A 26,753-nucleotide genomic window follows, 5' to 3' on the forward strand; every position below is an offset into this window, starting at 1 on the left:
TGCTTCCGGGTCGAGCGGCGGTTCTCACGAAATGTCCGACAGGTCATTTTTCAACTCATTCTAAGTCTGGCGCGGATGCGCTCTTTCAGGTGCACAGTATGTCCCTTCGTAATATGAATATTGCCCCGCGGGCGTTCCTCGGCTTTGCCCTGATTGGCGGCTTGATGCTGATCCTGGGTGTGTTTGCCTTGAATCAAATGAGCAGGATTCGCGGCGCCGCCGAGAACATCACCTCGAACAGCGTGCCGAGTATCAACAGCCTCGCCGAGCTCAGCCAACTCACCCTGCGCCTGCGCGTGCTGTCCTACCGTCTGTTGGTGAACCGTGATCCGGATGCCCTGCAGCTGACCATGAAGCAGTACGACGCGCGCAACCAACAGATTTCTGCCATTCAGGCGATCTATGAAAAAATGCTCGCCGGCCCCGAGGAACATGCGGCCTACAATGAGTACGTGCGGTTGCTGGGGCAGTACCGCCAGATCGAATCCCAGTTGAAGACCCTGTCCAATAGCAATCAGGTGGACGAGATAGGTGCCCTGCTCAATACCGATATGGTGACCAATGCCGATGCGATCAACGCCGTGCTCAAGCGTTTGCTGGACATCAACAATCAGCAGACCGTCGACACCAATCTGCAAGCCGCCGACCAGTACGCTTCGGCCTTTAACCTGGTGATCACCCTGTTGGTCATCGCCACTGGCCTGACCCTACTGTTCGCCTGGCTGCTGACCAATAGCATCACCAAACCGATTGCCAATGCCCTGAGCGCCGCCGAAGCCATCGCCGAAGGCAACCTGACGTGGCCGATCACGGTTGATGGCAAAGACGAAGCCGGCCGTCTGCTGCTGGCGATGTCCAAGATGCAGGACAAGCTGCGCGACACCCTGCAGCGGATTTCCGGTTCTGCCACACAGCTGGCGTCCGCTGCTGAAGAGCTCAACAGCGTCACCGACGTAAGCGCCCGTGGCCTGACCCAGCAAAACAACGAAATCGAACAGGCCGCCACCGCCGTCAACGAAATGACCAGCGCTGTAGAGGAGGTCGCGCGTAACGCGGTCAGCACCTCCGAAGCCTCGAAGAACGCCACCACCTCCACTGGCGATGGTCGTGGTCTGGTACAGGAAACCGTCATCGCCATCGAGCGCTTGAGCGCCGATGTGCAAAGCACCTCCACCCTGATCGGCGACCTGGCTATCGAATCTCGCGACATCGGCAAGGTGTTGGACGTAATCCGTGGCCTGGCTGACCAGACCAATCTATTGGCGTTGAACGCCGCCATTGAAGCCGCCCGTGCCGGTGAAGCCGGTCGTGGTTTTGCGGTGGTGGCGGATGAGGTTCGTGCATTGGCGCATCGCACTCAGCAGTCGACCAGCGAGATCGAAGGCATGATCGGCAGTATCCAGACCGGCACCGAGCACGCAGTGGATTCGATGCGCAACAGCACCAAGCGCGCCGAGTCGACGTTGAGCATCGCCCGCGGCGCCGGCATGTCCCTGGACACTATCAACAGTGCCATGGTCGAAATCAACGAACGTAATCTGGTGATTGCCAGCGCCGCCGAAGAGCAGGCGCTAGTGGCCCGGGAGGTGGACCGTAATCTGGTGAACATTCGCGATTTGTCGGTGCAGTCGGCCACCGGGGCCAACCAGACGAGTGCGGCCAGCAACGAACTGTCGCGGTTGGCGCTTGATCTGAACACTATGGTTGGGCGATTTCGCCTGTGAGCCGCTGATCGGTTTTCACGCAGTTTGGACTGCACCCCAAAGGTTGGACAAAGCCGATGGGGTGTTCAGACTGTCGTTAAGAGCGGGCTGACGCCTCACTTGGAGAGGTGAGGTGAGGTGACTCTGGCCTCTTTGCATAGCGCTGTGCCAAGACGGCACAGACCATGAGTTGTATTTGATGAAACAGCATCAGCGGAAGAATAAGCACGCCGATGCTGCTGCCGGCGAATAGAACCTGTGCCATGGGAACTCCGGTGGCCAGGCTTTTCTTCGAGCCGCAAAAGAGGATGGTGATACGGTCTTCCAGGTTGAAGCCCAGCCATTTGCCCAGCAGATGGGCGATCACCAGCGCCAGAGCCAGTAGCAGGCTGCAGCCGAACATTACGCCCAGCAGTTTCAGGGGCGGGACCTGCTGCCAGAGTCCACCGATCACGGCTGAGCTGAACGCGGTATAAACTACAAGAAGGATGCTTCCCTGGTCGACGTTCTTCAGCCAACCCTTGTTACGGTTCACCCAGTCACCGATCCAGCGACGGGCAATCTGACCAGCGATGAAGGGCAGAAGCAGTTGGATGCTGATCTTGCGTATGGCCTCGATCGTTGAACTCCCGTCGCTGTGTACGCCCATCAGCAGGGCGACCAGTACTGGGGTGATAAAAATGCCCACAAGACTGGAGGCGGCGGCACTGCATATCGCCGCAGGGATGTTGCCCCGGGCCAGGGATGCGAAGGCGATGGCCGACTGCACGGTGGCGGGCAGGACGCAGACGTATAGGAAGCCAGCATAGAGTTCAGGTCCGACCATCGGCATCAGAACCGGTTTCAGGGCAAGTCCGAGCAGCGGGAACAGGCCAAAGGTGCAGATGAATATAAGCAGGTGCAGGCGCCAATGGCCGGCGCCTGCAATTACAGCGCTGCGAGATAGTTTGGCGCCATGCAGGAAAAACAGCAGGGAAATGGCAATGTTGGTGATCCAACCGAAGGCGTCAGCCACCTGCCCCTGTGCGGGTAACAAGGTGGCGGTAGCGACGACGGCGATCAGCGTCAGGGTGAAGTTGTCCGGGAGCAAGCGTGAGCGGGCCATGGGGTTATCCAATAGTTGTCATTGAGGCTCCGGCTACCCTAACCCTGGCTATGGGATGCCGACTAACGCAATAGGGGCAAAAAATGCTTACAAACGGTCAAAATCAATGGCGCGAGCGCCAGATTCCACAACTGCAACAATTGCCCCGCCCCTTGTTTGCCCGCAATGAGTCGCTGGTTGGCGCGGTGGGTACACCGCGCCACGCCCATGCCTGGGTGCAGCTTTCATATGCCATCCGAGGCGTGTTGCATGTGCACACCGCTGAAGGCAATTTCGTGGCGCCCCCGCAGCGCGCGATCTGGATATCGGCAGGGACGGAGCACGAAGTGTTCAGTTCTCCTCATACCGAGATGCGCAGCCTTTACCTGAATGACGTCACCTCGAGTTGTGGACTGTGCGGTTGCCGGGTCATCGAGATTGATACGCTCACGCGGGAGCTGATTCGGCGTTTCTGTGAGCTGCCAGTGGAATATGACGAGAAAGGTGCGGACGGTCGCTTGGCTCAAGTGCTGTTTGACCAGTTGCTGGTGGCCCGTGAGGTCAGCCTGTCGTTGCCCCTTCCCAGTGACCCGCGACTTCTCCGATTGTGCCGGAGCTTGCAGGAAGCACCCGATGATTCCCGTACGCTTCTGGAATGGAGTCAGGACCTGGGCGCCTCGGAGAAGACGCTGAGGCGGCTGTTTCTGCGCGAAACTGGCCTGACCTTCCGCTCTTGGCGTCAACGCCTGCGTTTGCTCGGGTCACTGGAAGCCTTGGAACAGGGACAGCGCGTGACCCAGGTCGCCCTTGGCTGCGGCTACGACTCCACTTCTGCCTTCATAGCTGCATTCCGGCAACACTTCGGCGTGACGCCGGGGGATTTTTTCCAGCGGTAGCCTGAAGCACTCGCGCGTTCACGGTTGCTCGTTACCCAATGCGTCTCGCATGCGCCCATGCGGGAAGTACCCACATAACCGTTCATATAACGTTGAGCATGGCTCAACGTTTCGTGAAGTAAAGCTAAACGAAAACTCATGTAACGCCCGTGTACCATTTAGAAAATTCAATGTTTGTTGTTTTTCTGAGGGTGTCTATGAGTCACGAACAACCAATGATCAAACTCTCCGATGGAAACCGGATTCCTCAGCTCGGGTTGGGCGTCTGGCTGGCCAGCCCGGAGGAGGCTCGCGCTGCGGTGAGTCATGCGCTGCAGTCCGGATACCGCCATGTTGACACGGCTGCGGTCTACGACAACGAGGAAGGCGTGGGCGCAGGTATCCGCGATTCTGGGGTAGACCGCGCCGAGGTGTTCGTCACCACCAAGGTCTGGAACGCCAACCAGGGTTTTGATGCGGCGACCAAGGCATTCGACGAAAGCCTGAAGCGCTTGAGGCTGGATTATGTGGATCTGTTGCTCATCCACTGGCCGGCGCCTTCACGGGACTTGTTCGTGGACACCTGGAAAGCACTTATCCGAGCCAAGGAGCAGGGCAAGGTGCGCTCCATTGGTGTTTCGAACTTCAACCTCGACCACCTGCAACGCCTTATCGATGAAACAGGCGTCGTGCCCGTCCTCAACCAGATCGAACTGCATCCTTTCTTCCAGCAGGGTGATCTGCGCCATTCTCACAACCAGCTCAACATCCGCACGCAGTCCTGGAGTCCGCTGGGTCAAGGCCAAGTGCTCAATAATCCGGTGATTTGCGAGATTGCTGCCAAGCACGGTCGCACCGCCGCGCAGGTGATCATTCGCTGGCATTTGGAACTTGGTCTGATCGCGATTCCAAAGTCGGTCACCCCGGCGCGGATTCGCGAGAACTACAAGGTCTTCGACTTCAACCTGGATGCGGAGGATATGGCGGCGATTGCCAAGCTGGACAGTGGACTGCGCGTTGGGCCGGATCCTCTCGAGCGCGCCTGATCATCTCACTGCATCACTGTGCTGGCATGGCGTGTTCATGTCAGCACTGGGCAGCAGCTGCTGTCGTAACGATAAGAAAACATCCTTCGAAGTGCGCACCATTTCGGAAACTAAAAATGTGCAGTGCGCCCGAAACTGGTGCATTTCGCAGACCTCGGAAGACACCTCGCTGCACCCGCCTCTTGCATCACCTCGCTATACCTGACGCTACATAGGGCAAACACTACATTTTTGGCCCGAGCTGGCACGTTGTATGCAAAATTCAAAATGCAAAAATGAGCATCTTTAAAAACAATGTAGATCACAAACTGATAGGGTCATTCAAAAAATGCGGGATTACACAAACAAGGCTTTGCCGGTATTGCTGGCTGGACTACTTCCATTGTCGGCCAATGCTGCAGGCGCGCAGTTCAATGTCATGGATGCCTCGATTGGGGACATCCACAAGGCGATGCAGGCAGGTAGTCTCACCTGCCGCGGATTGGTGCAGCAGTACCTTGATCGCATCAAGGCCTATGACAAACAAGGCCCTGCGCTGAATGCGATTCTTTATCTGAACCCCAAGGCGCTGGAACAAGCTGATGCCCTGGATCAGCAATTCAAGCAGACCGGCGAAATGGCACCGCTGCATTGCATTCCGACGGTACTGAAAGACAATTACAACACCGCTGATATGCCGACCACTGGCGGTTCGGCTTCTCTGGCCGGCGCCCAACCCACGCAAGATGCCTTCGCGCTGAGCCGCTTGCGCAAAAACGGCGCCTTGGTTCTCGCTAAAACCAATATGCAAGAGTTCGCTCTTGGCGGAGTATCGATCAGCTCGCTCGGCGGCCAGGTGAAGAATCCTTATGACCTGCTGTTGACGCCAGGCGGCTCTTCCGGCGGCACTGGCGTTGCGCTGGCTGCCAACTTCGCTACGGTTGGAACCGGATCGGATACCGTCAATTCGATTCGCTCGCCCGCTTCCGCCAATAGCCTGGTCGGAATCCGGCCGACTCATGGCCTGATCAGCCGGGCTGGGATCCTGCCGGTCTCATTCACCATGGACGACGCAGGCCCGTTGACCCGCTCCGTGGCCGACGCCGCCGTGATGCTGGACTCGATGGCGGGTTACGATCCGGCCGATCCGTTGACAGCGCTCGGTGTCGGCAAGACCCCGAAAACCTACACGGCATCGCTCAACAAGACTGCGCTGAAAGGCGTGCGGATCGGTGTGCTGCAAACCATGTTCGGCACCAAGCCGGAGAATCAGGAAGTCAACCGCGTCATGACCAACGCCATCGAGGTCCTGAAGAAGCAGGGCGCGGTCATCGTTCCGGTGGGTGCTCCGGAGATGGACAGCGACAAACTGAACGCCGAGCTGGACGTGCAGAAGTATGAATATAAAGGCGTCATCAATACTTACCTGAAGGCGCTCGGCACGGCCACACCTGCGCATTCGCTGGACGACATCATTGCTTCCGGCAAGCCGCATCAATCCCTGAATAAGTTCCTGCTGTCGGCTCAGAGTTATGAAAACGGGCTGGCGGATCCGGATTACAAGGACCGAATGGTCAAGATTGACGCTCTGAAGGTCAGCCTTGCCAACCTGATGGCAGAAAATCATCTCGATGCGATGGTCTACCCGCACCAGAAACGATTGCCGGTGCCGATTGGCGAATTTAACCAGACTGATCGCAACGGCATCCTGACCGCGCTCACCGGGTTTCCGTCAATCGCGGTTCCTGCCGGATTTTCTACGCCTACGGCCGATGCGCCGATGGGCGTCCCAGTCGGCATGGAGCTGATTGGGCGTCCTTGGAGCGAGCCTAAACTCATCGGCTATGCCTACAGTTTCGAGCAGGCGGCCAAGGCCCGCAAGCTTCCGGCATCGACGCCGCCACTGGCAATGCGTTGAGTAACGCAAGGCTTTTGCCAGGCTGATCCACCTGTATGCACCGGCTCGGCAGAGTGTTGCCGAGCCGGTGCGTGGCCAATTGAAATAGTTGATAGGCGAAAAGGTCTTTTCTTCATCTGCTATCTGCACAAAAGCAAACGCTCCGAACAAGTCGCAATGCTGTTGTAGGAGCGAGCTTGCTCGCGATGGATTCCATAGCACCGCGTGTTATCCAGCAAACACTCGTAATCGTTGGCGACCATCGCGAGCAAGCTCGCTCCTACAACCGTCTTCAGCGTGTTTTCATGTCGTCTGGATTGAGCGTTTTTTGTATGGAATGCATCGTCAATTTCGCGCGCTATGCACCATGTGCAGAGTGATTTTGCGGACCTCGGCCTTGCTGACCTCGATGTGCGCCTTGAGCAGGCGCTGCGCCTCTTCCGAGCGGCGGTGCAGTGTCGCGTAAAGGATCTGCGTATGCTCCGCGTAGGTGGTATCGATGCGCGATGGCTGGGTGAAATCCAGACGGCGGATCACTCGGATCTTGTCGCCGATCTCTTCGTGAATCCGGGTCATCTGTGCATTGCCTGCCAAGGTCAGCAGTTTCTGGTGGAAGTGCTCGTCCATCTGGATCAGTTGGTGGGCGTCATAGCAACGCTGGTCAGGTTCAATGCTCCAGATGGCCAACAGCTCCTGGAGCGCCTCCTGCTGGCCGGGAGCGATGCTTTCACACAGGCGCTTGACCGCCGTCTGCTCCAGTACGATGCGCACGTCATAGAGATCTTCGAAATAGGTGAAGTCGAACGGACGGACCTGCCAGCCAGCCCGAAAGTGCACCTCCAGATAATTCTCCTGCTCCAGACGAAACAACGCCTGCCGCACAGGTGTGCGGCTGGCGTTCATGCGTGTGGCTATTTCCCCTTCGCTGAAACGGTCCCCGGGCAACAGGCGAAACTCGAAGATGTCCTGCTTGAGCTGGGCATAGATCCGTTCGGCGAGACCTTCCCGGCGTTCTTTGCCGGTGGCTTGGGAAGCAAGTTGCATGTTCAATCCTATTGACGATTCAACTGGTGTTCCACCCAATGGCAAAAGACCAGGGTTTGGGTATCACTGGAGGCAGGCCCGATGAACTGCACGCCCACGGGCAGCCCCATGGGACCGAAGCCGGTAGGCAGATGCAGGCTGGGCAGGCCGAGCACGCTCCAGGTTCGTGAAAACAGCGGGTCACCGGTACGCTGCAGCCCGATGTCGGCTTCGCCACAGGCGCTGGGCGTCATTAATAGATCACAGTCGGAGAACACTTGGCAAAGTTGCGCGCGGGCAGACGCGACAAGGGCGTGATTGTAACGGTTTTGAGGGTAGTCGACCTCTTCGCCACGCACCAGCATCTGCCGCAGACTTTCACTGAGCAACTCAGGATGATTCACGCGCTCGTCGGCCAGCGCCTTGAATGCCTCGGCGCACATGATGTCGTCGTGCACCTTGGCGAGCTGGTCGAAGGTGTCCGGCAGGCGCACGTCGACGACCTGAACACCGGCCTTGATCAGGCGTTGTCGGGTGTCTTCGAGTGCCTGGCGTGCTGCCGGGCTCGCCGCGTCCCAATACGCTGTGCGGCACAGGCCGATGCGTGGTTTGCTGTCCAGGTGCAACTGTCGCCATTGCGCAGCATCCGCCATCACTGAAGTGAGCAGTGCGACATCCGCCACGCTGCGCCCGAAGCCACCGACCGTGTCCAGGGACTCGCTGAGGCTTTTAACCCCGGCGCGGGGAATGAGACCGAAGCCGGGCTTGAAGCCGACGACTCCACAGTAGGCTGCAGGGCGAATGATTGAGGCGGCGGTTTGCGTGCCCAGCGCCAGTGGCACCATGCGCGCGGCCACGGCGGCAGCCGAACCACTGGACGATCCACCGGGTGTGTGCAGCGGATTATGCGGATTGCGCGTCGGTCCCGGAGTAAAGGTGGCGAATTCCGTAGTGACGGTCTTGCCCAGCACGATCGCTCCGGCTTCGCGACACAGAGCGACGGCAGCGGCATCGTTGATGGGCTGATGGTGTTGGTAGATCGGCGAGCCATAGCCGGAAGGGAAATCCCGAGTGTCGAACAGGTCTTTGACCCCAAGTGGCAGGCCGTGTAGTGGTCCGCGCAACGGACCACGATCCAGGGCTCGGGCCTGCGCCAGCGCGGCGTGGGCATTGTAGCTGCGCCAGGCAAGCACCTCTGGCTCGCGCTCGGCGATGCGTTCGAGGAAGGCCATCATCAGATGCTCGGCACTCAAGGTCCGCTGTCGCAGCAGTGTCGCGGCTTCGCTGGCGGTCAGTTGCGTTGGGTCATCCATACGATTCACGTTCATGCCTGGCACCAATCGAGGATCATCCGGCGATACAGGTCGTGAGCCTCTTCGATGCGGCTGACCTCGCAGTATTCATCGGTCTGGTGCGCCAGATGGGTTTCGCCGGGGCCGAGAATCAGTGTCGGCGGATTGCCCAGTGGCGCGAGGAGGGCGGCGGCATCGGTGAAGTAGGTGACCGTCCCCGGCGTCTGGGTACTGTCGCACAGTTGCATGACTCGCTGTACCCAAGGTGATTCGGGCGGGGTGTAGACCGGCGGCAGGTCGATCATGATTTCCAGTGCGATGTCGTCGCCGACGGCTTCCTGTACTGCCTGCTGCACGGCGGCATGGGATTGCCCGGCGACGCTGCGGATGTCGATGGTCAGCTCGGCGGCATCCGGCACCGAATTGACGTTGAGCCCGCCGCTGATCAAGCCGACGTTCAGGGTTGGGCTGCCCATTTCCGGATGGGCCGGGCAATGGAAATCGAAGGCTTGCAGGGACAGCGCGGCACGGGCGATTTTGTACACCGCGTTGTCGCCATGTTGAGGCATCGAGCCATGGGCGGTGATGCCCTTGGCCTTGGCTTTCAACCACAGCGCGCCCTTGTGACCGGCCAGCGGATTGTTGTAGCTCGGCTCAGCCACCAGCAACGCACCCGCCGGCTTGAGCAGGCCTGGCTGGGAAGCCATGTGAAATGCGCCTTCGCAGCCGGTCTCTTCGCCTGCGGTAATGATCAGGGTGACGCCGGCAGTCCCCGAGATTTGTTCGCTGCAGTCAAGGGCGGCGCAGACGAACGCGGCGACCCCGGCCTTCATGTCACTGCTGCCGCGTCCGTAGAGTTTGCCATTGACGATATCGCCGCCGAACGGGGCCTGAGTCCAGGGCGCATCGCCCAAGGGCACCACGTCCACATGGCCGGTGAACGCCAAGGGCAAGCCCTTGCCCGGGTCGCCGAGGCTGGCGATCAGGCTGGCCCGGCCGGGGGACAGTTCTGTCAGGGTACAGGTGAAGCCATGGGGTTCCAGCAACTCGGCCAGGTAGCGGGTGCAGCTCGATTCATCGCCCGGCGTGTTGATGGTGTTCATCCGCACCAGCGCCTGGGTCATTTCTACAGCGTTAAATTGCGAGGTCATGAGTGATGCTCCAAATAAGGATTAGCCGAAGTAGGCGGCCTGGACTTCTTTGTCTTCGCTGAGGCTGCGGGCGTCGCCCTGGGCCACCATGCGTCCCTGGGAAAGCACGAAGCCGTAGTGGGAAATCGCCAGGGTCTGATGCACGTTCTGCTCGACCAGCAGAACGCTGATGCCCAATTGGCAGATGTCGGCGATGATCCTGAAGTTCTCTTTGACATACAGCGGGGACAGACCCAGGGAGGGTTCGTCGATGATCAGCAGGCTGGGTTTGGCCATCAGCCCACGACCTATGGAAACCATGGCCTGTTCGCCACCGGACATAGTGCCTGCCAGTTGCTCGCGACGCTCTTTCAGGCGCGGAAACAGCTCGTACACTTCGTCGGCACGCCTGGCGATTTCCGCCGCATCGCTCACCTGATAGGCACCCACGCGCAGGTTTTCCGCCACGCTCATCTTCGGGAAAATCTTGCGCCCTTCGGGAATGCAGGCGATGCCCTTGGCGATGATGCGGTGTGTCGGAAGGCCCAGCAGCGACCTGCCATTGAAGGTAATGTCGCCGCGATTGGGCGGTGTGAGGCCGAGAATCGATCGGATCAGCGTGCTCTTGCCCGCGCCATTGGCGCCGAGGATGCAGGTGATACGGCCTTCTTCCAGCTCCAGGGACAGGTCATGGATGACGTCGATGCGGTCATAGGCCGTGGCAATGCGTTGAACGCTCAATAGGGGCATTGACTCACTCCTTGCCCAGGTACGCGACCTGGACCTCTGGGTCGGCGATGATTTCGGCGTAGGTGCCTTCAGCGATTTTCTTGCCGTAGTTGAGCACCACGCAGCGTTCGGAAATACGCTGGATCAGGTCCATTTCATGCTCGATCAAGGCGATGGCGAACGGGGCGACGCTCTGCCGGACCTTGAGAATGTCGTCCATCAACTCGTTTGTTTCCTCATGGGTCATGCCCGCCGACGGCTCGTCGAGCAATAGCAGGCGCGGCTCGCTGATCAGCGCGCGACAGATTTCTACCCGGCGCCGGTCCAGCATGCTCAGGTTTACCGCAGGCTGCCAAAGCTTGTCGGCCAGCGCGGCGTTGAAGGTCTTCAGCAGCTGATGCACGCGCTCGACCATTTCGCCGTGCTGGCGCTTGAAGGCCTGTCGACGGAACAAGTTGAAGCACAGGCTTTCATCGAGGTTGCGGGTGTTGCCGATGACCACATTGTCGAACACCGTCAGCGGCAACGACAGGCGCAGGCGCTGGAAGGTACGGGTGATGCCATGACCATAGATGGTCTGTGGCGAGCGGCCGCTGAGGTCATCGCCGCCGAAGCTGACGCTGCCCGCGCTGGCCTTGTACAGACCGGTGATCACGTTGAAACAGGTGGTCTTGCCGGAGCCATTGGGGCCCAGCAACGCGAGGATTTCCTGTGGTGCGATCTCCAGGTCCAGGCCGTCCAGGGCGGTCAGGCCGCCGAAGCGCATGGTCAGGCCGCGTGTCTGCAACAGTGGTTTCATGATTCACGTCCCGGAAAGAATTTGCGTACCTGACGAGGCAGCAGCCCCTGAGGACGAAACAGCAGAATCGCGATCACCAGCAGGCCGTACAGCAGGAAGCGATACTCCTGAATCGACTGCAGTTTCTCCGGCAGGATCATCACGATGGCCACTGCTGGAATGATCCCCCACGGGTTGCCGATGCCACCGAGTATCACAATCGACACGAGGATCAGCGAGTCGCCGAATGTGAAGTTGTTGGGGGCCACGTAACCGGTCATCAGACCGTAGCTGGCACCTGCGACACCGATCAGGAAATTGCCGAACACAAAGGCCATGACCTTGGTGCGGGCGATGCGGATGCCGAATGCCGAGGCCGAGACTTCATCGGTGCGCACCATGTCCATGGACACGCCCAGCCAGGAGCGTTCCAGACGGCGCACCAGCCAGAAGGCCAGGCTGCACAGGACTAGCGCCAGAATCACGAAGTTGGCGTAGAACGATATCTCGCTGTCACCCCATTCCAGGCTCTCGCCCAGATCCCGGCCGAACAGGGTCATGCTGGGAATGCGCACACCCTGCGGACCACCGAAGGTGTCATTAACCTCCATGAAAGTGCGAAACAGGATGCCGAACGCGATGGTCACCAACGCTGCGTAGTGACCGCGGGTGCGCAATACCGGAAGGATCAGCAGCGAGCCCAGCGCCGCCGCCAGCAGCCCGGCGATCAGTATCGCCAGCAGGTCCGGCACGCCACTGTGCAGGGCCAGCATGGCGGCGGTGTAGCTGCCGATGCCGAAGAACGCCGCGCCGGCGAAGTTGACGATCCCTGCGTAACCGAACTGCACGTTGAGGCCCAGACAGGCCACGCTATAGATCAATACCGTGGCAAGCAGCAGCAGCGCGAAGTGATCTTCATGAAACACCGCGAGCAAGACCAGCACACCGACGATGCAGCCCATGCCCAGCAGCCGTGGATAACGTCCGGCGCTGAGGCCCAGCGGGCGTGCGATGCCCAGGCGTCGGGAGACACCGAGCAGTACCGCTACGACGATTCCCAATACAAGAATCTCAAGCTGGCTTTCGGCATGCAGCAAGGCCCAGCCTGCGAGAAAACTCAGGGCTAAGACCGCGATGAGTAACGGTCGTGAAGTATTGGACAGAAATTTGATCATGCTCAGACTCGCTCACTGCTGCGTTCGGCGATCAGGCCGGTGGGCTTCCAGGCCAACAGGACGATCACCACTAAAAAGGCGAACACATCTTTGTAGGCACCCTGGAAACCAGGAATGAAGTGCGGCAGAGCCACTGCGCCGAAGGTCTGCAGGGCGGCGAACAGAAAACCACCGAGGATCGCACCATAGAAGTTGCCGAGGCCGCCCAGGATCGCCGCGCAGAAGCCGATCACGCCCAGTAGCAGACCGACGTTGAAGTTGATTTCGTTGTAATACAGGCCGTTCATCATCCCGGCCATGGCTGCCAGGGCCGAGCCCAGAGCAAAGGTCACCAGCACGATGCGTTCGAAGTTGATACCCATGACCCGCGCCGTTTCGCCATCCTGAGCCACGGCTCTGATGGCCAGACCCAGCTTGCTGCGGTTGATCAACTGATGGACGCCAACGATGGTCAAGGCACCGGCCAACAACAGAATCGCGCTATCGGCACGTACTGCCAGGTTGCCAAGATGCCAAGTGTCGGACGGTAGCAGTTGCGGAAAGGGCTTGGAGTTGGAGCCGTCCGGGTAGAACAGACGGATGCACTCACGTAGCACCAGACCGAGCATCAGGGTGATCAGCAACAGGTTGATCGGAGGGGCATCGCGCAGCGGCAGGATCAGAAAACGTGCGACCAGCGCGCCCAATGCAGCCGTCACTGCCAAAGCCGCCACCAGCATGATCAACAGTTGTAGCCAGGGATTGGCGATGCCGAACGACTGTGCCGCAGTGAACGCACTGAGCCCGGCGAACCCACCGACCATCAACACATCGCCATGGGAAAATTTGATCACATCGAGCACCCCGAAAAACAGGGTGAAGCCCACCGCGACCATCGCGTAGATCATTCCGAGCATCAGCCCGTTGATCAGGTATTGACTGAGTATTTCCAGATTCATTGGAAGGTCCGGATCGTAAAGGGTCATGGCTCCGACACGGTGTCGGAGCCGGATCATGCAAGGCGCCGGTTACAGATCTTTGAGGGTGCGTTTGCCGCTGGCGTATTCGCTGTCCTGCCACGGCACCCATTTGCCGTCCTGCACCACATAGGAAGTGATCAGCGGCACGATGTTCTGCCGGTGGTCATCGAAGGTCACCGGGCCGATCATGGTGCTGGCGTCCTTGGTGTGGTTCAGCTCGTCACGCACTTTGCGTCGGTTCGGGCCGACCTTGTCGATGGCGTCCATCAACAAGTTGGTCGCCACGTAGGCGAACGGGCCATAGGCTTCGGCGGGCTGCGCGTATTTTTGCTCGCCATAGGCGGCGAAGAACGCAGGGCCGGCAGCCAGTTTCTCCCACGGAGCGCCTTCGATGAACGACAGCGAACCTTCGGCAATAGGGGCGCCGACACCTTCGATGTAGGAATCGGACTTGATCCCCGAGGTGCCTTCGAGCTGGGCGTCGATCCCAAGTTTTTCCATCTGCGAACGGATACGGATGCCGATCGGGGTCAGACCACCGAAGTAGATGACCTGCGGCTTGAGTTGTTTGATCTGGGTAAGTTCGGCGGTGAAGTCCTGCTGATCGGCGGTGACTCCGAATGTACCGACGATCTTGCCGCCGGCTTTTTCCAGCGCCTGGCTGAAGTACTGGTTATGGCCTTTACCGTAATCGGTGGTGTCGTGAATTACCGCGAAGGTCTTGTAGCCGTGGTCGACCATGAACTTCGCGGCCTCCTGGTTCTGGTTGATCATCGTGCCGTTGACCCGATGTACTTCCTTGAAGTCATTGGCGTAGGTGATGTCCGGCAGTACCGCACCCCAGACCACCACTGGCAGGCTGAACTTGTGATAGACGTCGACGGCACTCATGGCCACGGCCGAGCAGTAGTGGGTGATGCCACCGATGATTTCCTTGTCCGATGCGATCTTGGTTGCGATCTGCACGCCGACGTTGGGCTTGCACTCATCGTCCAGCGATACCAGTTCGTACTCATAAGGGCTGTCGGCCTTGGCGTTGTGTTGCTTGATTGCCAGGTCGCTGGAATTACGACCACCCAGGCCGATGGGCGAGGTGCCGCCGGTCAAGGGACCGACGAAAGCTATTTTCACCACCTCCTTGGCCAGCGCGAATGGCGCGGCGAGCAGGCAGGCAGAAAAGAGAGCGGGCAGCACAACCACTTTGATCTTGTTACTCATGACGTCTCCTAAGGTGATCCTGCCGGCGAATGTCGGGCACGGTAATAAAATACCATCTTGTATACATGATGGTATTTCGGCAGAAGCAACAACGGTGCCATGAACGCAATCGGGTCCTGGCGGACAGGAATCATGGGACGCCAAAGGAGAATGGGGGGCGATTTCGGTGCAATTTCAATGTGTGCGCACTCAACTGGTGCGCCGAATGCCCGGGTTTAATCTTCGCGCTTGCCTGCCCTTTTTGGTCTACGGCGCCCTGTTCATTGACGTTATTACGGTTTGAGCCAGCACGCGCAGTGGGCCATATGTGTGGGCTCCATCCGTTGGCACACTTCGTGCCTTGATTAATAAGTAATTATCAATAATTGCAAGTTGCATATAAAAAGTAGCTGAACACAAGACCAGAAAACCTGAGGAGCAGATCATGTACAAATCCAGCTTGGCGCTTGCCGTGGCCGTTGGGGTGTTGGCCCAGCAAGCCGGTGCTGCCGGTTTCATCGAAGACAGCAAGGCTTCCGTCAGTTCACGTACCTTTTACTACAGGGCTGATACCCGCGAAGGCACTGCAAACGATCAAGAAGAAACCGCCGAAGGCCTGAAATTCGATTACACCTCCGGTTTCACACAGGGTCTCGTCGGTTTTGGTATCGACGCTCAGGCATTAGTCGGCATTCACCTGGACGGCGGCAAAGGCCACCATCCAGATAACAACAGCTTTTTCCCAAGCGACAGCGACGGTTCGGCGGTAGATGAGTGGAGTCGTGCAGGGGCAAACGTCAAGGCCCGCATCTCCAAGACTGAAATGCATGTGGGGAGTGCCTTGGCGCCGCAACTCCCGATTCTGTTGGCGAACGACAGCCGTCTCCTGCCAGCGACCTACGACGGTGGCATCATCACCTCTAAGGACATCGATAACTTCACATTGGTTGCCGGTCAACTCGAGCACTCTGCAGGTCGCGCAACGAGCAACAGTACTGGTCTGAGCGTCGCTGGCGGCACCCAAGACAGCAACCAGTTCCGTTTCGGCGGCGTTGACTGGAAGGCCACCAAAGACCTGACGTTGCAGGCTTATCACTCCGAATTGCAGGACTACTACAAACAGACCTTCTTCGGTCTGATTCATGTGTTGCCGATCGCTGACGGCCAGTCCTTCAAGACTGACCTGCGTTATTTCGACAGCAGCTCTGACGGCAAGAATGGCACGACGGGCTACATGTTCAATAACAACGGCGGCTTCGCCAAAACTCCGGGTGAAGTCGACAACACCACCTGGAGCGCGATGTTCACCTACACCCTGGGTGCCAACGCTTTCCTGGTTGGCCATCAGCGTGTCAGTGACGACGGCGGTTTTGTTTACCTGAACCAAGGCAACGTTGTTGATGGCAATGGTGGAAACGAAGGCAACGGCGGCCCTAGCTTCTATCTGTTCACAGATAGCGTGGTCAACAGTTTCGTTCGTGCAGGCGAGAACACTACGTTTGGTCAATACACCTATGACTTCGCTTCGCTCGGCGCACCTGGCCTGAAAGCTTCGGCCTCCTACTTGCGTGGTCAGGACATCAAGGCTACCAACGGCGTAGGTCCAGACCAGACCGAGTGGGAACGCGACTTGCGTGTGGATTATGTAGTTCAAACTGGCGCGCTTAAAGGGTTCGGTACGACGCTGCGTCACGGTACTTACCGTGGCGACACCAACATTCCTGCGCAAGACCAGACCCGTCTGATCTTCAACTACACCTACAACTTCCTGTAATAAATCCTGAAATTGTTGGAGGTCCAGCGGACCTCGGTGCTGCCGCAGGCCGCGCTCGAACGCGTAGCGGTCGCAACATTTTCAGCTTGCGCAATAAGAGGCCTCGCACTGATGCGGGGCCTTTTTTGGACAATGAGGAAACTATCTTGAAGTTGATTGATTCGATTACTCAGTTCCATGGCGAACTCCGGCAAATCCGTCGCGATATCCATGCCCATCCCGAGCTCGGCTATGAGGAGCAGCGCACCTCGGATCTGGTGGCGCAGAAGCTGACGAAATGGGGAATTCCGGTATTGCGCGGCATGGGCGGAACCGGTGTGGTCGGTGTCATCAAGAACGGCGACAGCCCCCGTGCAATTGGCTTGCGTGCCGACATGGATGCACTGCCGATGCAGGAGCTCAACACGTTTGCCCACGCATCCCGGCATGAAGGCAAGATGCACTCATGCGGTCATGACGGACACACAACGATGCTGTTGGGCGCCGCGCATTACCTGTCGCAGCACCGCAATTTCGACGGCACGGTGTATGTCATTTTCCAGCCGGCGGAAGAGGTCGGTGCCGGCGCCAAGCGGATGATGGACGACGGGTTGTTTACCCTATGCCCGATGGACGCGGTATTCGGCATGCACAATTGGCCCGGACATCCGGCCGGCACCTTTGGCGTGAGGACCGGGCCGACAATGGCATCAGGCAATCACTTTGAAGTGATTGTCAAAGGGAAGGGCGCGCATGCCGCGCAACCGCACAAGAGCATTGACCCGGTCATGGTCGCCGTGCAAATAGCACAGAGCTGGCAAACCATCGTTTCGCGCAACGTGAGCCCGATCGATTCCGCCGTGTTGTCGGTCACGCAAATCCACGCCGGCAGCGCGACCAATGTAATTCCCGACGAGGCTAGCCTGCTTGGAACGGTGCGTACCTTCACCGTCGAGGTGCTGGACTTGATCGAGCGGCGCATGAAAGAGATTGCCGAGCATACGGCCGCCGCGTTCGACGCGCAGATCGAATTCAGGTTCACGCGCAATTATCCAGCACTGGTGAACCACCCGAAAGAAACGGCACTGGCGGTTGAAGTGATGCAGTCCATCGTGGGCATGGACAATGTCGACCCGCACGCCGAACCCACCATGGGCTCGGAAGACTTCGCATTTATGCTGCAGGCCAAGCCGGGCTGCTATGTATTCATCGGCAATGGCGATGGCACGCATCGCGATGCGGGACATGGGTTGGGGACCTGCAATCTGCATAATCCCAGTTATGACTTCAATGACGAGCTGCTGCCGATAGGAGCGACCTATTGGGTTCGGCTGGTCGACACCTGGCTCGGCAAGGCAGAATAAAAGCCTGATCGGGCGGAATTTCAATTATTGAAATTTACAGATAACTCAAATGTTTGAATGGGAGAGCAGCATGCCAAAGGCGCTATATCCAAGGCTGGAACATCTAAACTTTCACCTTGATGTCTTGAGCGAAATGGCCAAGGGCGTCGCGTCGGACCTCTATGAAGCCGAATGCGGCGTCACCCTGCGCGAGCTTCGCGTGCTGCGTTTCGTCGACATGCAGCCGGGCATCTCCCTCGGTCCGCTGATTGCGCTGACGTATCTTGAACAGACGTTAGTCTCGAAGCTGGTCACTGCGCTGGCCAAGCGCGGCTTGTTGACGCGCTCGACTGGCACCGTAGATGCGCGCGTCATCCACCTGCACGTGACAAAAGAAGGCCAGGCCGTCGTCAGGAAGAGCGACCGGATCGGCAAGGAATTCGACCAGCAGTTGATGTCCGTTCTGTCGCCGGACGAGAAGGAAGTGCTGTTTCGCTGCATCCGCAAGCTGACCGAACATGTCGAGGAGGGTGGCGCCTGGACGCGTCCGCCGAGCGCGCGCATGGACTGAATTTAGCGCCAGGTCTTGCACCTTACATTTCAATTTTCCACCGAGAACCCGTTATGAATGACCATTTTGTCTTCAATGCTGGGAACGTCGTTTTACAGTCCGGCATCACATTCAGGGATGCCAGACTCGCCTATCAGACTTACGGCAAATTGAATGCCGCAAAATCGAATGTCATTCTCTACATGACATCTTTTGCCGCGCATCACTATGACATCGAGTGGATGGTCGGTCCCGGCAAGGCGCTGGACACCGACAAGTACTTTGTGATTATCCCGAACCTGTTCGGCAATGGGCTTTCGTCCTCGCCCAGCAATGCCAGTGAGCCCTTTAACGGAAGCCGCTGGCCGAATATGACGATCACTGACAGCGTCAAAATTCAACACCAGATGCTGACGCAACACTTTGGCATCGAGGTCTTGCACATGGCGTGCGGCTGGTCGATGGGCGGCGTGCAGGCTTATCACTGGGCAGCGCTGTATCCCGCCATGGTCCAGCGGCTCGTCGTTCTGTGTGGCGCGGCAAAAACCTCACCCCATAATCAAGTCTTCATCGAAGGGGTGCGCGCCACCCTGACGACCGATCCCGCTTTTCAAAACGGCGCCTTCGTCCAGCGTCCCGAGCGCGGTCTGCGTGCCATGGGCCGCAATTATGCCGCCATGGCAATGTCGCAAACGTTTTATCGCGAGGAAGTGTGGCGCCAAGCCGGTTTCTCCTCGCTCGAAGATTTTCTGGTGATGTCGTGGGAAGCGAATTTCCTGAGACGCGACGCCAACAACCTGCTGGCGCAGCTGTGGGCCTGGCAACACGCGAACATTGCTGCCAACACCATGTACAACGGCGATTTCCATGCGGCGCTGAAAGCGATTACCGCAAAGGCGTTGATCATGCCGGGCACAACCGATCTGTACTTCCAGGTGGAAGACAATCGCCTGGAAGTGGAACAAATGCCCAACGCTACACTGCTGCCGATTCAATCAATCTGGGGTCACCGCGCCGGGCTGCCGACTGCCAATGTGGAAGACGCCGCGTTTATTTCCACGGCAATCAGCCGGTTGCTTCAAGACTGACGGAGGTTAGCGCCGCGCATCGGCGTAGGGGGCAGCGCATGCGCTGCCCCCATTTTGTTACGCCGTGCCGAAAGAAAAGCCGCGCCCCGGTGCCGCCGCCAACAACGCCTGCGTGTATTCATGACGCGGCGCCAGGAATACATCCTGTATCAAGCCTTCCTCGACGATCTCGCCGCGCCGCATCACAATGACCCGGTCGCAGATTTGGCTGGCCACCCGCAGATCATGCGTGATGAACAGAATGCCGATCCGCAGCCTGCGCTGAATATCGTCAAGCAGTTCGAGGATTTGCGCCTGGACCGAGACATCAAGCGCGGACACCGCTTCGTCGGCGATCAGCACTTGCGGATCGCACGCCAGCGCCCGCGCGATCGAGATCCGTTGCCGCTGGCCGCCCGAGAATTCGCTGGGGTAGCGGTGCAGCGCATCAGGTTTGAGGCGTACCAGCGTCATCAGTTCTTCCGCGCGTTGCCACGCCTGGGCGTACGGCACGCCGAAATTGAGTGGTCCTTCGATGATCGAGTCGCCCACGGTCTGACGTGGATTGAGCGAGCGGTAAGGGTCCTGGAACACCACTTGCACGCTGCGCCGGAACGGATACAGGTCACGGCCGCGAGCGTTGGCCACCGATCGACCATCGGCGAAGATATCGCCGGTGGTCGGCTCGATCAGCCGCGCAATGCAGCGCGCGACCGTCGACTTTCCGGAACCGGACTCGCCCACGATGCCCACCGTTTCGCCCGGCAATACCGTCAGTGACACGTCGCTGGCCGCCTTTACCTCACGCTTGCGACCTGGCCAAGAGCCCGTCAAATATGTCTTGCCGATCGCGCGCGCTTCAAGCAGCGGATAGGCTTTCTGCACCGGCGGCCGGGCGCGTGGCACCAGCCCGGGGACGGCGCTCAGCAGCATGCGGGTATAGGGTTCACGCGGCTGCTGCAGTACCTGCATTTTGGGACCCTGCTCAATCATGTCGCCCAGCCGCAGCACGACGACCCTGTCGGCGATTTCGGCGACGACGCCGAAATCATGGGTGATGAACAGCACTGCGGTGCCGCTTTCGGTCTGCAATTCACGGATCAGTTTGAGGATCTCGGCTTGGGTCGTGACGTCGAGCGCCGTGGTGGGCTCGTCGCAGATCAGCAACGCCGGCTTCAGGATCAGCGCCATCGCGATCACGATGCGTTGGCGCTGCCCGCCCGACAACTGATGCGGGTAGGACGCGTAGATACGTTCCGGTTCCGGTAACTGTACGTGTTCAAAGATTTCGAGGATGCGCTGGCGACGCTCGTTGGCGCGAGTGTGGCTGTGCTGGGCCAGCATTTCGTCGACTTGGGCGCCGCAGGTCATGATCGGGTTCAGGGCCGTCATCGGCTCCTGGAAAACCATCGCCATCTTCTCTCCGCGCATTTGGCGGATGCGCACCGGGCTTGCTGTCAGCACGCTTTCGCCCAGCAGTTCGATGTCGCCGTTCAACGTCTTCAGCGTCTCCGGCAACAGCCCCATCACCGCCTGCGCGATCACCGATTTGCCCGAGCCGGATTCGCCCAGCAGGCATACGATCTCGCCCTGCCTTACATCGAGTGAGATGTTGTGCACCGCATGCGAACGGTCGGCGCCGGTTGGCAGCGCAATCGTCAGCTGCTTGACAGCGAGGACGGTCGCGGCGCAAGCGGAGGAGGGTATGTCTGTGTTTGCATTCGTATCGCGCATGGCCTCAGCTTCCTCGCTTGTTGAATTTCGGATCGAGCGTATCGCGCAATCCGTCGCCCATGATGTTGACCGCCAGTACCGTCAGCGCCAGGAAGATACCTGGGAACAGCACGGTCTGTGGGTACTGGTTGAACTGCATGCGGCCATCGGCCATCACATTGCCCCAGGTCGGAATGTCCGGTGGCAGGCCCACGCCTAGAAACGACAGGATCGCTTCCACGAGAATCGCGGATGCACAGACATAGGTGCCCTGTACGATCAGCGGCGCAATCGCATTTGGCAGGATGTGACGCCACAGAATCTTCAGGGTCGGCGTAGCCAGCGAGATGGCGGCCTCGACGTACGGCTCCTCGCGGATGGTCAGCACAATCGAGCGCACCAGGCGCGCGACACGCGGAATTTCAGGAATTGTAATGGCGACGATCACCGTGATCAGGGTCGGCCGCCACAGCGCCATCAGCGTGATCGCGAACAGGATGCTGGGAATCGCCATCACGCTGTCCATCGTGCGCATGATGATGTCGTCGAGGCGGCGGAAATATCCGGCCGCCACGCCGACAAGGCCGCCGCAAACGAGCGCCAGCAGTGCCACCGAGATTCCAACCGACAGTGACACGCGCGCGCCGTAGACGACCCGGCTCCAGGTATCCCGTCCCAGGCTGTCGGTACCCATCAGGAAGAAGTGCTGCAATGTCGCGCCGGACAGGTCGGTGAATTCGGCTTGCACGCCGGGTAGGAGGTTGGCGCTCGACGGGTCCATCGCGGTCGGGTCGATCGTGCCCAGCAACGGCGCGGCGAGCGCTGCCAGCACAAGCAGCAGCAGCGCGCTGCCTCCCAGGCGCACCGACCAGTTGCGCAGGACGAGGCGCCATAGCGGTGTACGCGAGCGTGTGGTCGGCACTGCGTCCAGGTTGTCCAGGAGGGTACTCGGCGCGGCAACGGCCATCAGGTTGTGAAGCTCGGCGTGATTTTCGGTCATGTCCATAGGGTCCCCGCTCAATAACGGATGCGCGGGTCGAGCAGCAGGTAGCTCAGGTCGACCAGCAGGTTGATCAGCACGTACACAACGGAAAAGAGCAGCGTGATGCCTTGTATCAGCGGGAAATCGCGCGCCAGAACGGCATCAACCGTCAGTTGCCCGAGTCCTGGGATGGCGTACACGGTTTCAGTGACCACCACGCCACCAATCAGCAAGCCGACGCCAATGCCGATCACTGTGACGATCGGTACTGCGGCATTGGCCAGGGCATGGCGGATCAGCACACGTATCTCGGAGATACCTTTGGCGCGGGCGGTGCGGATGTAGTCTTCGGTCAGCGCTTCGGCGACGGCTGCGCGGGTGACGCGGGCAATCAGCGCAAGGTAGACGATCGATAGCGTGATCGCAGGCAGGATCAGGTGCGCCAGCCAGGGACCGACGCCGTCGCTCAAGTAGGCATATCCCTGTACCGGAAGCAGTTGCGCATGCAAGGCGACGGCCCAGATGAGGATGTAGCCGACCACGAATGACGGTACCGAAAACCCCATGACCGAAAATCCCATCAGCATCCGGTCCAGCCAGCCGCCGTGGCGCCAGGCGGCGATCACGCCGAGGGGCACCGCGAGCAACAGCGTGAGCACCAGCGTCAGCGCCGATAAGGCCAGGGTTGGCTCGATGCGATGCGCGATCAAGCTGGTCACCGGCTGTTTCATGTAGTACGACTCGCCAAGATTGCCTTGCAGGATCTGGCTGCTCCAATTGAAAAACTGCACCGGTAGTGGCTGGTCCAGCCCGAGGTTAGCGCGCACCAGCGCGATGTCGGCGCTGGTGCCGTTGTCGCCGACCAGGGCTGCAGCCGGATCGCCCGGCGTCAGGCGCAGAATCATGAACACGATGAGACCGACAATGACTAGGACCGGCAGCGTCGATAGCACGCGCCGGAAAAGAAAGAAAAGCATTTCGTTTTGCTCCCAGGCCGGTTGACAAATGACGGAGGCGATACCCCGCAAGGCGGCGACGGCCCGCCGCCGCCGCGGTCGTACTTAAATTTTCTGGATGTTCCAGAACACGTTGACCGGGGCCTTCACGACGCCGCTCACCACGCCCTTGCGGATCACCGAATACAAATCGAAGTTACCCAGCGGCGCAAAGAGTGCGCTCTCGAACGTTTCCTGCTGGATCGCCGCAGCGATTGTCTTGCGCTGTGCCGCATCGGTGGCGACCGTGAATTCGGCCTTAAGTCGTTCGAGCTCGTTGTCAGTTGGCCAACCGAACCAGCCTTTCTCGCCATTACCTGTCAGCGGTGCAAAATACATCGGGTTCATCGTGTCGCCGGGTACCCACGCGGTCATGAACAGATTCCAGCCACCCTGGTCGGACGGCGCCTTGCTGGTGCGGCGCGTTACCAGCGTGTTCCAGTCCATCGCTTGCATGTCGACATTGAAGCCGGCCTGCTTCAGCAGTTGCGCCATGACCGGCGGGAATTTGTTGAGTACGGCGAAGTCGGCCGGATACAGCAGTACCACCGGCTTGCCGTCATAGCCTGCTTCCTTGAGCAACGCCTGAGCTGCCGCGAACTGCGGCTTTCCGTTGAAGTAGGCAGTTTCGCTCGACGCCAGCGCCGAATCGCAGGGGTAAATCGAGAGACAGCTGCGGTACAGGTCCTTGTTGACCAACTGAGCCCGCATCAGCGCTTCCTGGTTGATCGCCATGACGGCGGCCCGGGCGATCTTCGGGTTGTTGAATGGCGGCACCAGATGATTCAGGTGTAAGTCGACCAGCGCGGCGGGAGTCGGTTTTACCAGCTCCAGCTTGGGATTGCTTTTGAACGCCGCGTACTGCTCGGCGGGCATCCATTCGATCATGTCCACTTCGCCGTTCGCAATCGCATTGGCCTGGGTCTGGGCGTCCTTGAGGACGAGCCATTCGACCCGGTCGACATAGACATGCTTGCCGCCGGCCGTGCCCGAAGCCGGTTCATTGCGCGGCACATAGTTCGGGTTCTTGAGGTAGACGATCTTCGCGCCCGGGCGATACTCGTCAAGCTTGAGGATGAAGGGGCCGGAGCCGGTGTAGTCGGTAATCTGCTGGTCCGGCGGGGTATCGGCGACCTGCTTCGGCATAATGAACGCGGCGCTGCCGGACGGCTTGCCGAGCGCCTCGAGGATCATCGGGAACGCTTGGTTCAAGGTGATGCGGAACGTCTTGGTATCGATTGCGTCGAAGGATGCCATTGCCGCGAGCAGCTTCTGCCCGAACACGTCGCGCTTGCCCCAGCGCGTGATCGACGCGATGACGTCCGCCGAGGTGACCGGTTTACCGTCGCTAAAAGCCAGATCCTTGCGCAGCGTGAACGTCCAGGTTTTGGCGTCCGGCGAGGTCGTGTAACTGTCGACCATCTCCGGTTGCACCGAGCCCTCGGCGTCCACTCCGAACAATGTGTCATAGACCATATAACCGTGGTTGCGCGTGATGAACGACGTGGTCCAAATCGGGTCAAGGATCTTCAAGTCCGCTTGGGGCACGATGCGCAACACCTTGGAGTCATCCTGCGCGTACACCATCGTTGCTGCGCTCGCCACCAGCGCTCCCGCTACACACATTTTCATCCAGCGCTTCATCATGCCCACCTCGTAAAATGTCAGAAAAAATGATTCGAACTCTGTGCCATCCGGTGATGCTTTTTATTTGCAACTTGCAACTATTGTAAATTACTTATTAATCGAGGCATGAAGCGTGCCAACGCATGGAACCCACGCGTATGGGCAACTGTAAGGCGTTGGCTCATGAGGTGACGTCAATGAACAGGGCACCAGAGGCCAAAAGCGGGCACTCGAGCGCGAAGATGGTGCATAGTCAGGTTCAAAATGTTGCACATTCCTGGGGTGTGCTATTCGCAATCGACGGCAGGCACTTTGCCGGGTACCTATTTGAAAAGCGCTCGTCACGGTAGCGAGCGAAGTCGGAGAAAATGAGCGCGCTGTCGTGAGAGTACGAGACTTCAAAACGACACAAAAAAAGCCAAAGCCCCTGAGGGCTTTGGCTTTTTTAAAGGTTTGTTTCGAGAGCTTTTTTCAAGAGGGCGATGGTGCTTAGGTATGACTCGCTACCCCTCCCGCCCGGCCCTGATTTCCCTGCGGTTGTGCCTTCGTCACGCGCAACGTCCATAGCAGATAAACCCCTACCAGCCCGGCGGCCGACAGTGACAACATCCCAGCGCGAGGGTCGGTAAACCAAATCTCCATATTGGCCTTGAGCATCGGTGCAACGAAGCCACCGATATTTCCCATGGAGCCAATCAGAGCAATACCGCCTGCAGCAGCGACGCCACCCAAGTAACTGGTCGGAAGCGTCCAGAACAACGGTTGAACGGTCACGAAACCGGCGGCTGCAAAGCAGAAAGCCAGCAATACCGGAGCAAAACTATTGAGCAACGCCGAGGCGGCAATGCCCAGCGCTGCCATGCTCAGCATGCACATCGCCATCTTCAGGTGCGACCCATGCCGGTCGGCATAACGCGTCACAAAATACATGGCGATTGCGGCGCACAGCCAGGGTATCGAGATGAACATGCCCACCTTGAAACCGACAGTGGTACCCAACAGCTCCGCGATGCGCGTCGGCAAATAAAAGATGACCCCGTACACACTGACCTGAACGCTGAAATAGATCAGGATGAACTTCAGCACTCGCTTGTTGCTAACCAGCCCCAGCAGGCTATTCGGTCCATGGGCAAGCTTGAGCTTGTCTTCAGCCTTGAGCTCCTGGCTCAGCGCGGCTTTCTCCTCTTGGGTAAGCCAGTTGGCGTCCTGTGGCTTACTCTTGAGGTAGAACAGCGCAATGATTCCCACGATGACAGCGGCCAGGCCTTCAACCAGGAACATCCATTGCCAGTTGGTCAGGTTGAACATGCCATGCATTTCCAACAACCAACCAGACAACGGGCTGCCTAACATCAAGGCCAATGGCAGGCCAAAATAATAGATCCCGATGGCCTGACCGCGACGTTGGGCCGGAAACCAGTAAGTCAGATACAGGATGACACCTGGGGAAAACCCCGCTTCCGCCACTCCGAGCAGAAAACGCAGCACGTAAAACGTTGTTTCATCCCGGGTGAACATCATGGCTGCTGATACCAGCCCCCAGGTGATCATGATCCGGCTGAGCCAGACTCTAGCACCGACCCGGTGCAACATGAGGTTGCTTGGGACTTCGAAGATCGCATAACCAATGAAGAAAATGCCGGCCCCCAGAGCGAAGGCGGCATTGCTCAAACCGATATCGGTTTGCAGGGCCGCCTTGGCGAAGCCAACGTTGGAGCGATCGATCATCGCCAGGGCGAACATCAATGCGAGGAACGGCAACAGCTTCCAGCGACACTTGGCGAGAGCGCTCTCAATAGCTGCGGCATGCTTTGATCTTGTTGTATGTTTGGTCATCGTTTTTGTACCTTGTTATTA

General features: G+C 58.9%; 22 protein-coding genes and 1 pseudogene. 9 read left to right on the forward strand and 14 right to left on the reverse strand.

Annotation, left to right across the window (positions count from 1 at the left end; translation table 11 throughout):
* Positions 1-113: 113 nt before the first annotated feature.
* Positions 114-869: pseudogene (locus JFU37_RS31370) on the forward strand (MCP four helix bundle domain-containing protein); the annotation flags it as partial.
* The gene (locus JFU37_RS31375) at positions 861-1,724 is read left to right on the forward strand and encodes a methyl-accepting chemotaxis protein (protein ID WP_446739612.1); all 864 of its coding nucleotides are present in this window, start codon (positions 861-863) and stop codon (positions 1,722-1,724) included. The pseudogene JFU37_RS31370 and the gene JFU37_RS31375, both read left to right, overlap by 9 nt.
* A 76-nt stretch (positions 1,725-1,800) precedes the next feature.
* On the opposite strand, the gene JFU37_RS26030 is transcribed toward JFU37_RS31375, so the two are convergent.
* Positions 1,801-2,808: a bile acid:sodium symporter family protein gene (locus JFU37_RS26030; RefSeq protein ID WP_201119901.1), complete on the reverse strand. Its 1,008-nt coding sequence runs from the start codon at positions 2,806-2,808 to the stop codon at positions 1,801-1,803.
* 83 nt (positions 2,809-2,891) lie between these two features.
* Between JFU37_RS26030 and JFU37_RS26035 the strand changes: the two genes are divergently transcribed.
* From JFU37_RS26035 to JFU37_RS26045, 3 genes are all read left to right on the forward strand, one after another.
* Entirely contained in the window at positions 2,892-3,683 is a 792-nt protein-coding gene (locus tag JFU37_RS26035; protein ID WP_201119902.1) for an AraC family transcriptional regulator, read from the forward strand.
* Positions 3,684-3,880: 197 nt separating this feature from the next.
* Positions 3,881-4,708, forward strand: coding sequence for an aldo/keto reductase (locus JFU37_RS26040; protein ID WP_201119903.1), 828 nt, complete (start codon positions 3,881-3,883; stop codon positions 4,706-4,708).
* Positions 4,709-5,090: 382 nt separating this feature from the next.
* The gene (locus JFU37_RS26045; RefSeq protein ID WP_201119904.1) at positions 5,091-6,605 is read left to right on the forward strand and encodes an amidase family protein; all 1,515 of its coding nucleotides are present in this window, start codon (positions 5,091-5,093) and stop codon (positions 6,603-6,605) included.
* 324 nt (positions 6,606-6,929) lie between these two features.
* Here the strand turns inward: JFU37_RS26045 and JFU37_RS26050 are convergent, their stop codons facing one another.
* From JFU37_RS26050 to JFU37_RS26085, 8 genes are read right to left on the reverse strand one after another with little or no spacing between them, the layout of a single operon-like run.
* A complete protein-coding gene (locus JFU37_RS26050) occupies positions 6,930-7,628 on the reverse strand; it encodes a GntR family transcriptional regulator (protein ID WP_201119905.1) in 699 nt (232 codons plus the stop codon).
* An 8-nt stretch (positions 7,629-7,636) separates the two neighbouring features.
* A complete protein-coding gene (locus tag JFU37_RS26055; protein ID WP_201119906.1) occupies positions 7,637-8,935 on the reverse strand; it encodes an amidase in 1,299 nt (432 codons plus the stop codon).
* On the reverse strand, positions 8,932-10,050 hold the full coding sequence (locus tag JFU37_RS26060; RefSeq protein ID WP_201119907.1) for a M20 family metallopeptidase: 1,119 nt from the start codon (positions 10,048-10,050) through the stop codon (positions 8,932-8,934). Before JFU37_RS26060 ends, JFU37_RS26055 begins: the two co-directional genes overlap by 4 nt.
* 21 nt (positions 10,051-10,071) lie before the next feature.
* Positions 10,072-10,779: an ABC transporter ATP-binding protein gene (locus JFU37_RS26065; protein WP_201119908.1), complete on the reverse strand. Its 708-nt coding sequence runs from the start codon at positions 10,777-10,779 to the stop codon at positions 10,072-10,074.
* Positions 10,780-10,783: 4 nt separating this feature from the next.
* Positions 10,784-11,557, reverse strand: a complete 774-nt coding sequence (locus JFU37_RS26070; RefSeq protein ID WP_201119909.1) for an ABC transporter ATP-binding protein — start codon at positions 11,555-11,557, stop codon at positions 10,784-10,786.
* Positions 11,554-12,711 carry a branched-chain amino acid ABC transporter permease gene (locus tag JFU37_RS26075; RefSeq protein WP_201119910.1) on the reverse strand — a complete coding sequence of 386 codons (1,158 nt, stop codon included), beginning with the start codon at positions 12,709-12,711 and terminating at the stop codon, positions 11,554-11,556. Before JFU37_RS26075 ends, JFU37_RS26070 begins: the two co-directional genes overlap by 4 nt.
* A 2-nt stretch (positions 12,712-12,713) precedes the next feature.
* Positions 12,714-13,676, reverse strand: coding sequence for a branched-chain amino acid ABC transporter permease (locus JFU37_RS26080; RefSeq protein WP_201119911.1), 963 nt, complete (start codon positions 13,674-13,676; stop codon positions 12,714-12,716).
* A gap of 42 nt (positions 13,677-13,718) precedes the next feature.
* The gene (locus JFU37_RS26085; RefSeq protein ID WP_201119912.1) at positions 13,719-14,888 is read right to left on the reverse strand and encodes a branched-chain amino acid ABC transporter substrate-binding protein; all 1,170 of its coding nucleotides are present in this window, start codon (positions 14,886-14,888) and stop codon (positions 13,719-13,721) included.
* A 424-nt stretch (positions 14,889-15,312) separates the two neighbouring features.
* Between JFU37_RS26085 and JFU37_RS26090 the strand changes: the two genes are divergently transcribed.
* The 4 genes from JFU37_RS26090 to JFU37_RS26105 all read left to right on the forward strand — a co-directional run bounded on the left by JFU37_RS26090 (position 15,313) and on the right by JFU37_RS26105 (position 19,601).
* Complete coding sequence (locus JFU37_RS26090) at positions 15,313-16,641, forward strand: OprD family outer membrane porin (RefSeq protein WP_201119913.1); 1,329 nt, start codon at positions 15,313-15,315, stop codon at positions 16,639-16,641.
* Between the two features lie 146 nt (positions 16,642-16,787).
* Positions 16,788-17,984: a M20 aminoacylase family protein gene (locus JFU37_RS26095; RefSeq protein WP_201119914.1), complete on the forward strand. Its 1,197-nt coding sequence runs from the start codon at positions 16,788-16,790 to the stop codon at positions 17,982-17,984.
* Positions 17,985-18,054: 70 nt separating this feature from the next.
* Complete coding sequence (locus JFU37_RS26100) at positions 18,055-18,534, forward strand: MarR family winged helix-turn-helix transcriptional regulator (RefSeq protein ID WP_201119915.1); 480 nt, start codon at positions 18,055-18,057, stop codon at positions 18,532-18,534.
* 53 nt (positions 18,535-18,587) lie between these two features.
* Positions 18,588-19,601, forward strand: a complete 1,014-nt coding sequence (locus JFU37_RS26105; protein ID WP_201119916.1) for an alpha/beta fold hydrolase — start codon at positions 18,588-18,590, stop codon at positions 19,599-19,601.
* A gap of 57 nt (positions 19,602-19,658) precedes the next feature.
* Here JFU37_RS26105 and JFU37_RS26110 read toward each other — a convergent pair whose 3' ends face one another.
* From JFU37_RS26110 to JFU37_RS26130, 5 genes are all read right to left on the reverse strand, one after another.
* Positions 19,659-21,314, reverse strand: a complete 1,656-nt coding sequence (locus JFU37_RS26110; protein WP_201119917.1) for a dipeptide ABC transporter ATP-binding protein — start codon at positions 21,312-21,314, stop codon at positions 19,659-19,661.
* 4 nt (positions 21,315-21,318) lie between these two features.
* Positions 21,319-22,299 (reverse strand): ABC transporter permease, encoded by a 981-nt coding sequence (locus tag JFU37_RS26115; RefSeq protein ID WP_201119918.1) that lies wholly within the window; start codon positions 22,297-22,299, stop codon positions 21,319-21,321.
* Between the two features lie 11 nt (positions 22,300-22,310).
* The gene (locus JFU37_RS26120; RefSeq protein ID WP_201119919.1) at positions 22,311-23,252 is read right to left on the reverse strand and encodes an ABC transporter permease; all 942 of its coding nucleotides are present in this window, start codon (positions 23,250-23,252) and stop codon (positions 22,311-22,313) included.
* 84 nt (positions 23,253-23,336) lie between these two features.
* The gene (locus JFU37_RS26125) at positions 23,337-24,917 is read right to left on the reverse strand and encodes an ABC transporter substrate-binding protein (protein WP_201119920.1); all 1,581 of its coding nucleotides are present in this window, start codon (positions 24,915-24,917) and stop codon (positions 23,337-23,339) included.
* Positions 24,918-25,385: 468 nt separating this feature from the next.
* Complete coding sequence (locus tag JFU37_RS26130) at positions 25,386-26,732, reverse strand: MFS transporter (RefSeq protein WP_201119921.1); 1,347 nt, start codon at positions 26,730-26,732, stop codon at positions 25,386-25,388.
* Between the last annotated feature and the right edge of the window lie 21 nt (positions 26,733-26,753).

Origin of the sequence: Pseudomonas sp. TH41, assembly GCF_016650695.1 — a bacterium.
GTDB lineage: Bacteria > Pseudomonadota > Gammaproteobacteria > Pseudomonadales > Pseudomonadaceae > Aquipseudomonas.

Coding starts and splice junctions, on each gene's coding strand:
- JFU37_RS26125 (WP_201119920.1), bottom strand. CDS start 24,917: ATGATGAAGCGCTGGATGAAAATGTGTGTAGCGGGAGCGCTGGTGGCG.
- JFU37_RS26075 (WP_201119910.1), bottom strand. CDS start 12,711: ATGATCAAATTTCTGTCCAATACTTCACGACCGTTACTCATCGCGGTC.
- JFU37_RS26085 (WP_201119912.1), bottom strand. CDS start 14,888: ATGAGTAACAAGATCAAAGTGGTTGTGCTGCCCGCTCTCTTTTCTGCC.
- JFU37_RS26105 (WP_201119916.1), top strand. CDS start 18,588: ATGAATGACCATTTTGTCTTCAATGCTGGGAACGTCGTTTTACAGTCC.
- JFU37_RS31375 (WP_446739612.1), top strand. CDS start 861: ATGCAGGACAAGCTGCGCGACACCCTGCAGCGGATTTCCGGTTCTGCC.
- JFU37_RS26055 (WP_201119906.1), bottom strand. CDS start 8,935: ATGAACGTGAATCGTATGGATGACCCAACGCAACTGACCGCCAGCGAA.
- JFU37_RS26060 (WP_201119907.1), bottom strand. CDS start 10,050: ATGACCTCGCAATTTAACGCTGTAGAAATGACCCAGGCGCTGGTGCGG.
- JFU37_RS26110 (WP_201119917.1), bottom strand. CDS start 21,314: ATGCGCGATACGAATGCAAACACAGACATACCCTCCTCCGCTTGCGCC.
- JFU37_RS26130 (WP_201119921.1), bottom strand. CDS start 26,732: ATGACCAAACATACAACAAGATCAAAGCATGCCGCAGCTATTGAGAGC.
- JFU37_RS26080 (WP_201119911.1), bottom strand. CDS start 13,676: ATGACCCTTTACGATCCGGACCTTCCAATGAATCTGGAAATACTCAGT.
- JFU37_RS26030 (WP_201119901.1), bottom strand. CDS start 2,808: ATGGCCCGCTCACGCTTGCTCCCGGACAACTTCACCCTGACGCTGATC.
- JFU37_RS26040 (WP_201119903.1), top strand. CDS start 3,881: ATGAGTCACGAACAACCAATGATCAAACTCTCCGATGGAAACCGGATT.
- JFU37_RS26120 (WP_201119919.1), bottom strand. CDS start 23,252: ATGCTTTTCTTTCTTTTCCGGCGCGTGCTATCGACGCTGCCGGTCCTA.
- JFU37_RS26050 (WP_201119905.1), bottom strand. CDS start 7,628: ATGCAACTTGCTTCCCAAGCCACCGGCAAAGAACGCCGGGAAGGTCTC.
- JFU37_RS26070 (WP_201119909.1), bottom strand. CDS start 11,557: ATGAAACCACTGTTGCAGACACGCGGCCTGACCATGCGCTTCGGCGGC.
- JFU37_RS26035 (WP_201119902.1), top strand. CDS start 2,892: ATGCTTACAAACGGTCAAAATCAATGGCGCGAGCGCCAGATTCCACAA.
- JFU37_RS26065 (WP_201119908.1), bottom strand. CDS start 10,779: ATGCCCCTATTGAGCGTTCAACGCATTGCCACGGCCTATGACCGCATC.
- JFU37_RS26100 (WP_201119915.1), top strand. CDS start 18,055: ATGCCAAAGGCGCTATATCCAAGGCTGGAACATCTAAACTTTCACCTT.
- JFU37_RS26090 (WP_201119913.1), top strand. CDS start 15,313: ATGTACAAATCCAGCTTGGCGCTTGCCGTGGCCGTTGGGGTGTTGGCC.
- JFU37_RS26115 (WP_201119918.1), bottom strand. CDS start 22,299: ATGGACATGACCGAAAATCACGCCGAGCTTCACAACCTGATGGCCGTT.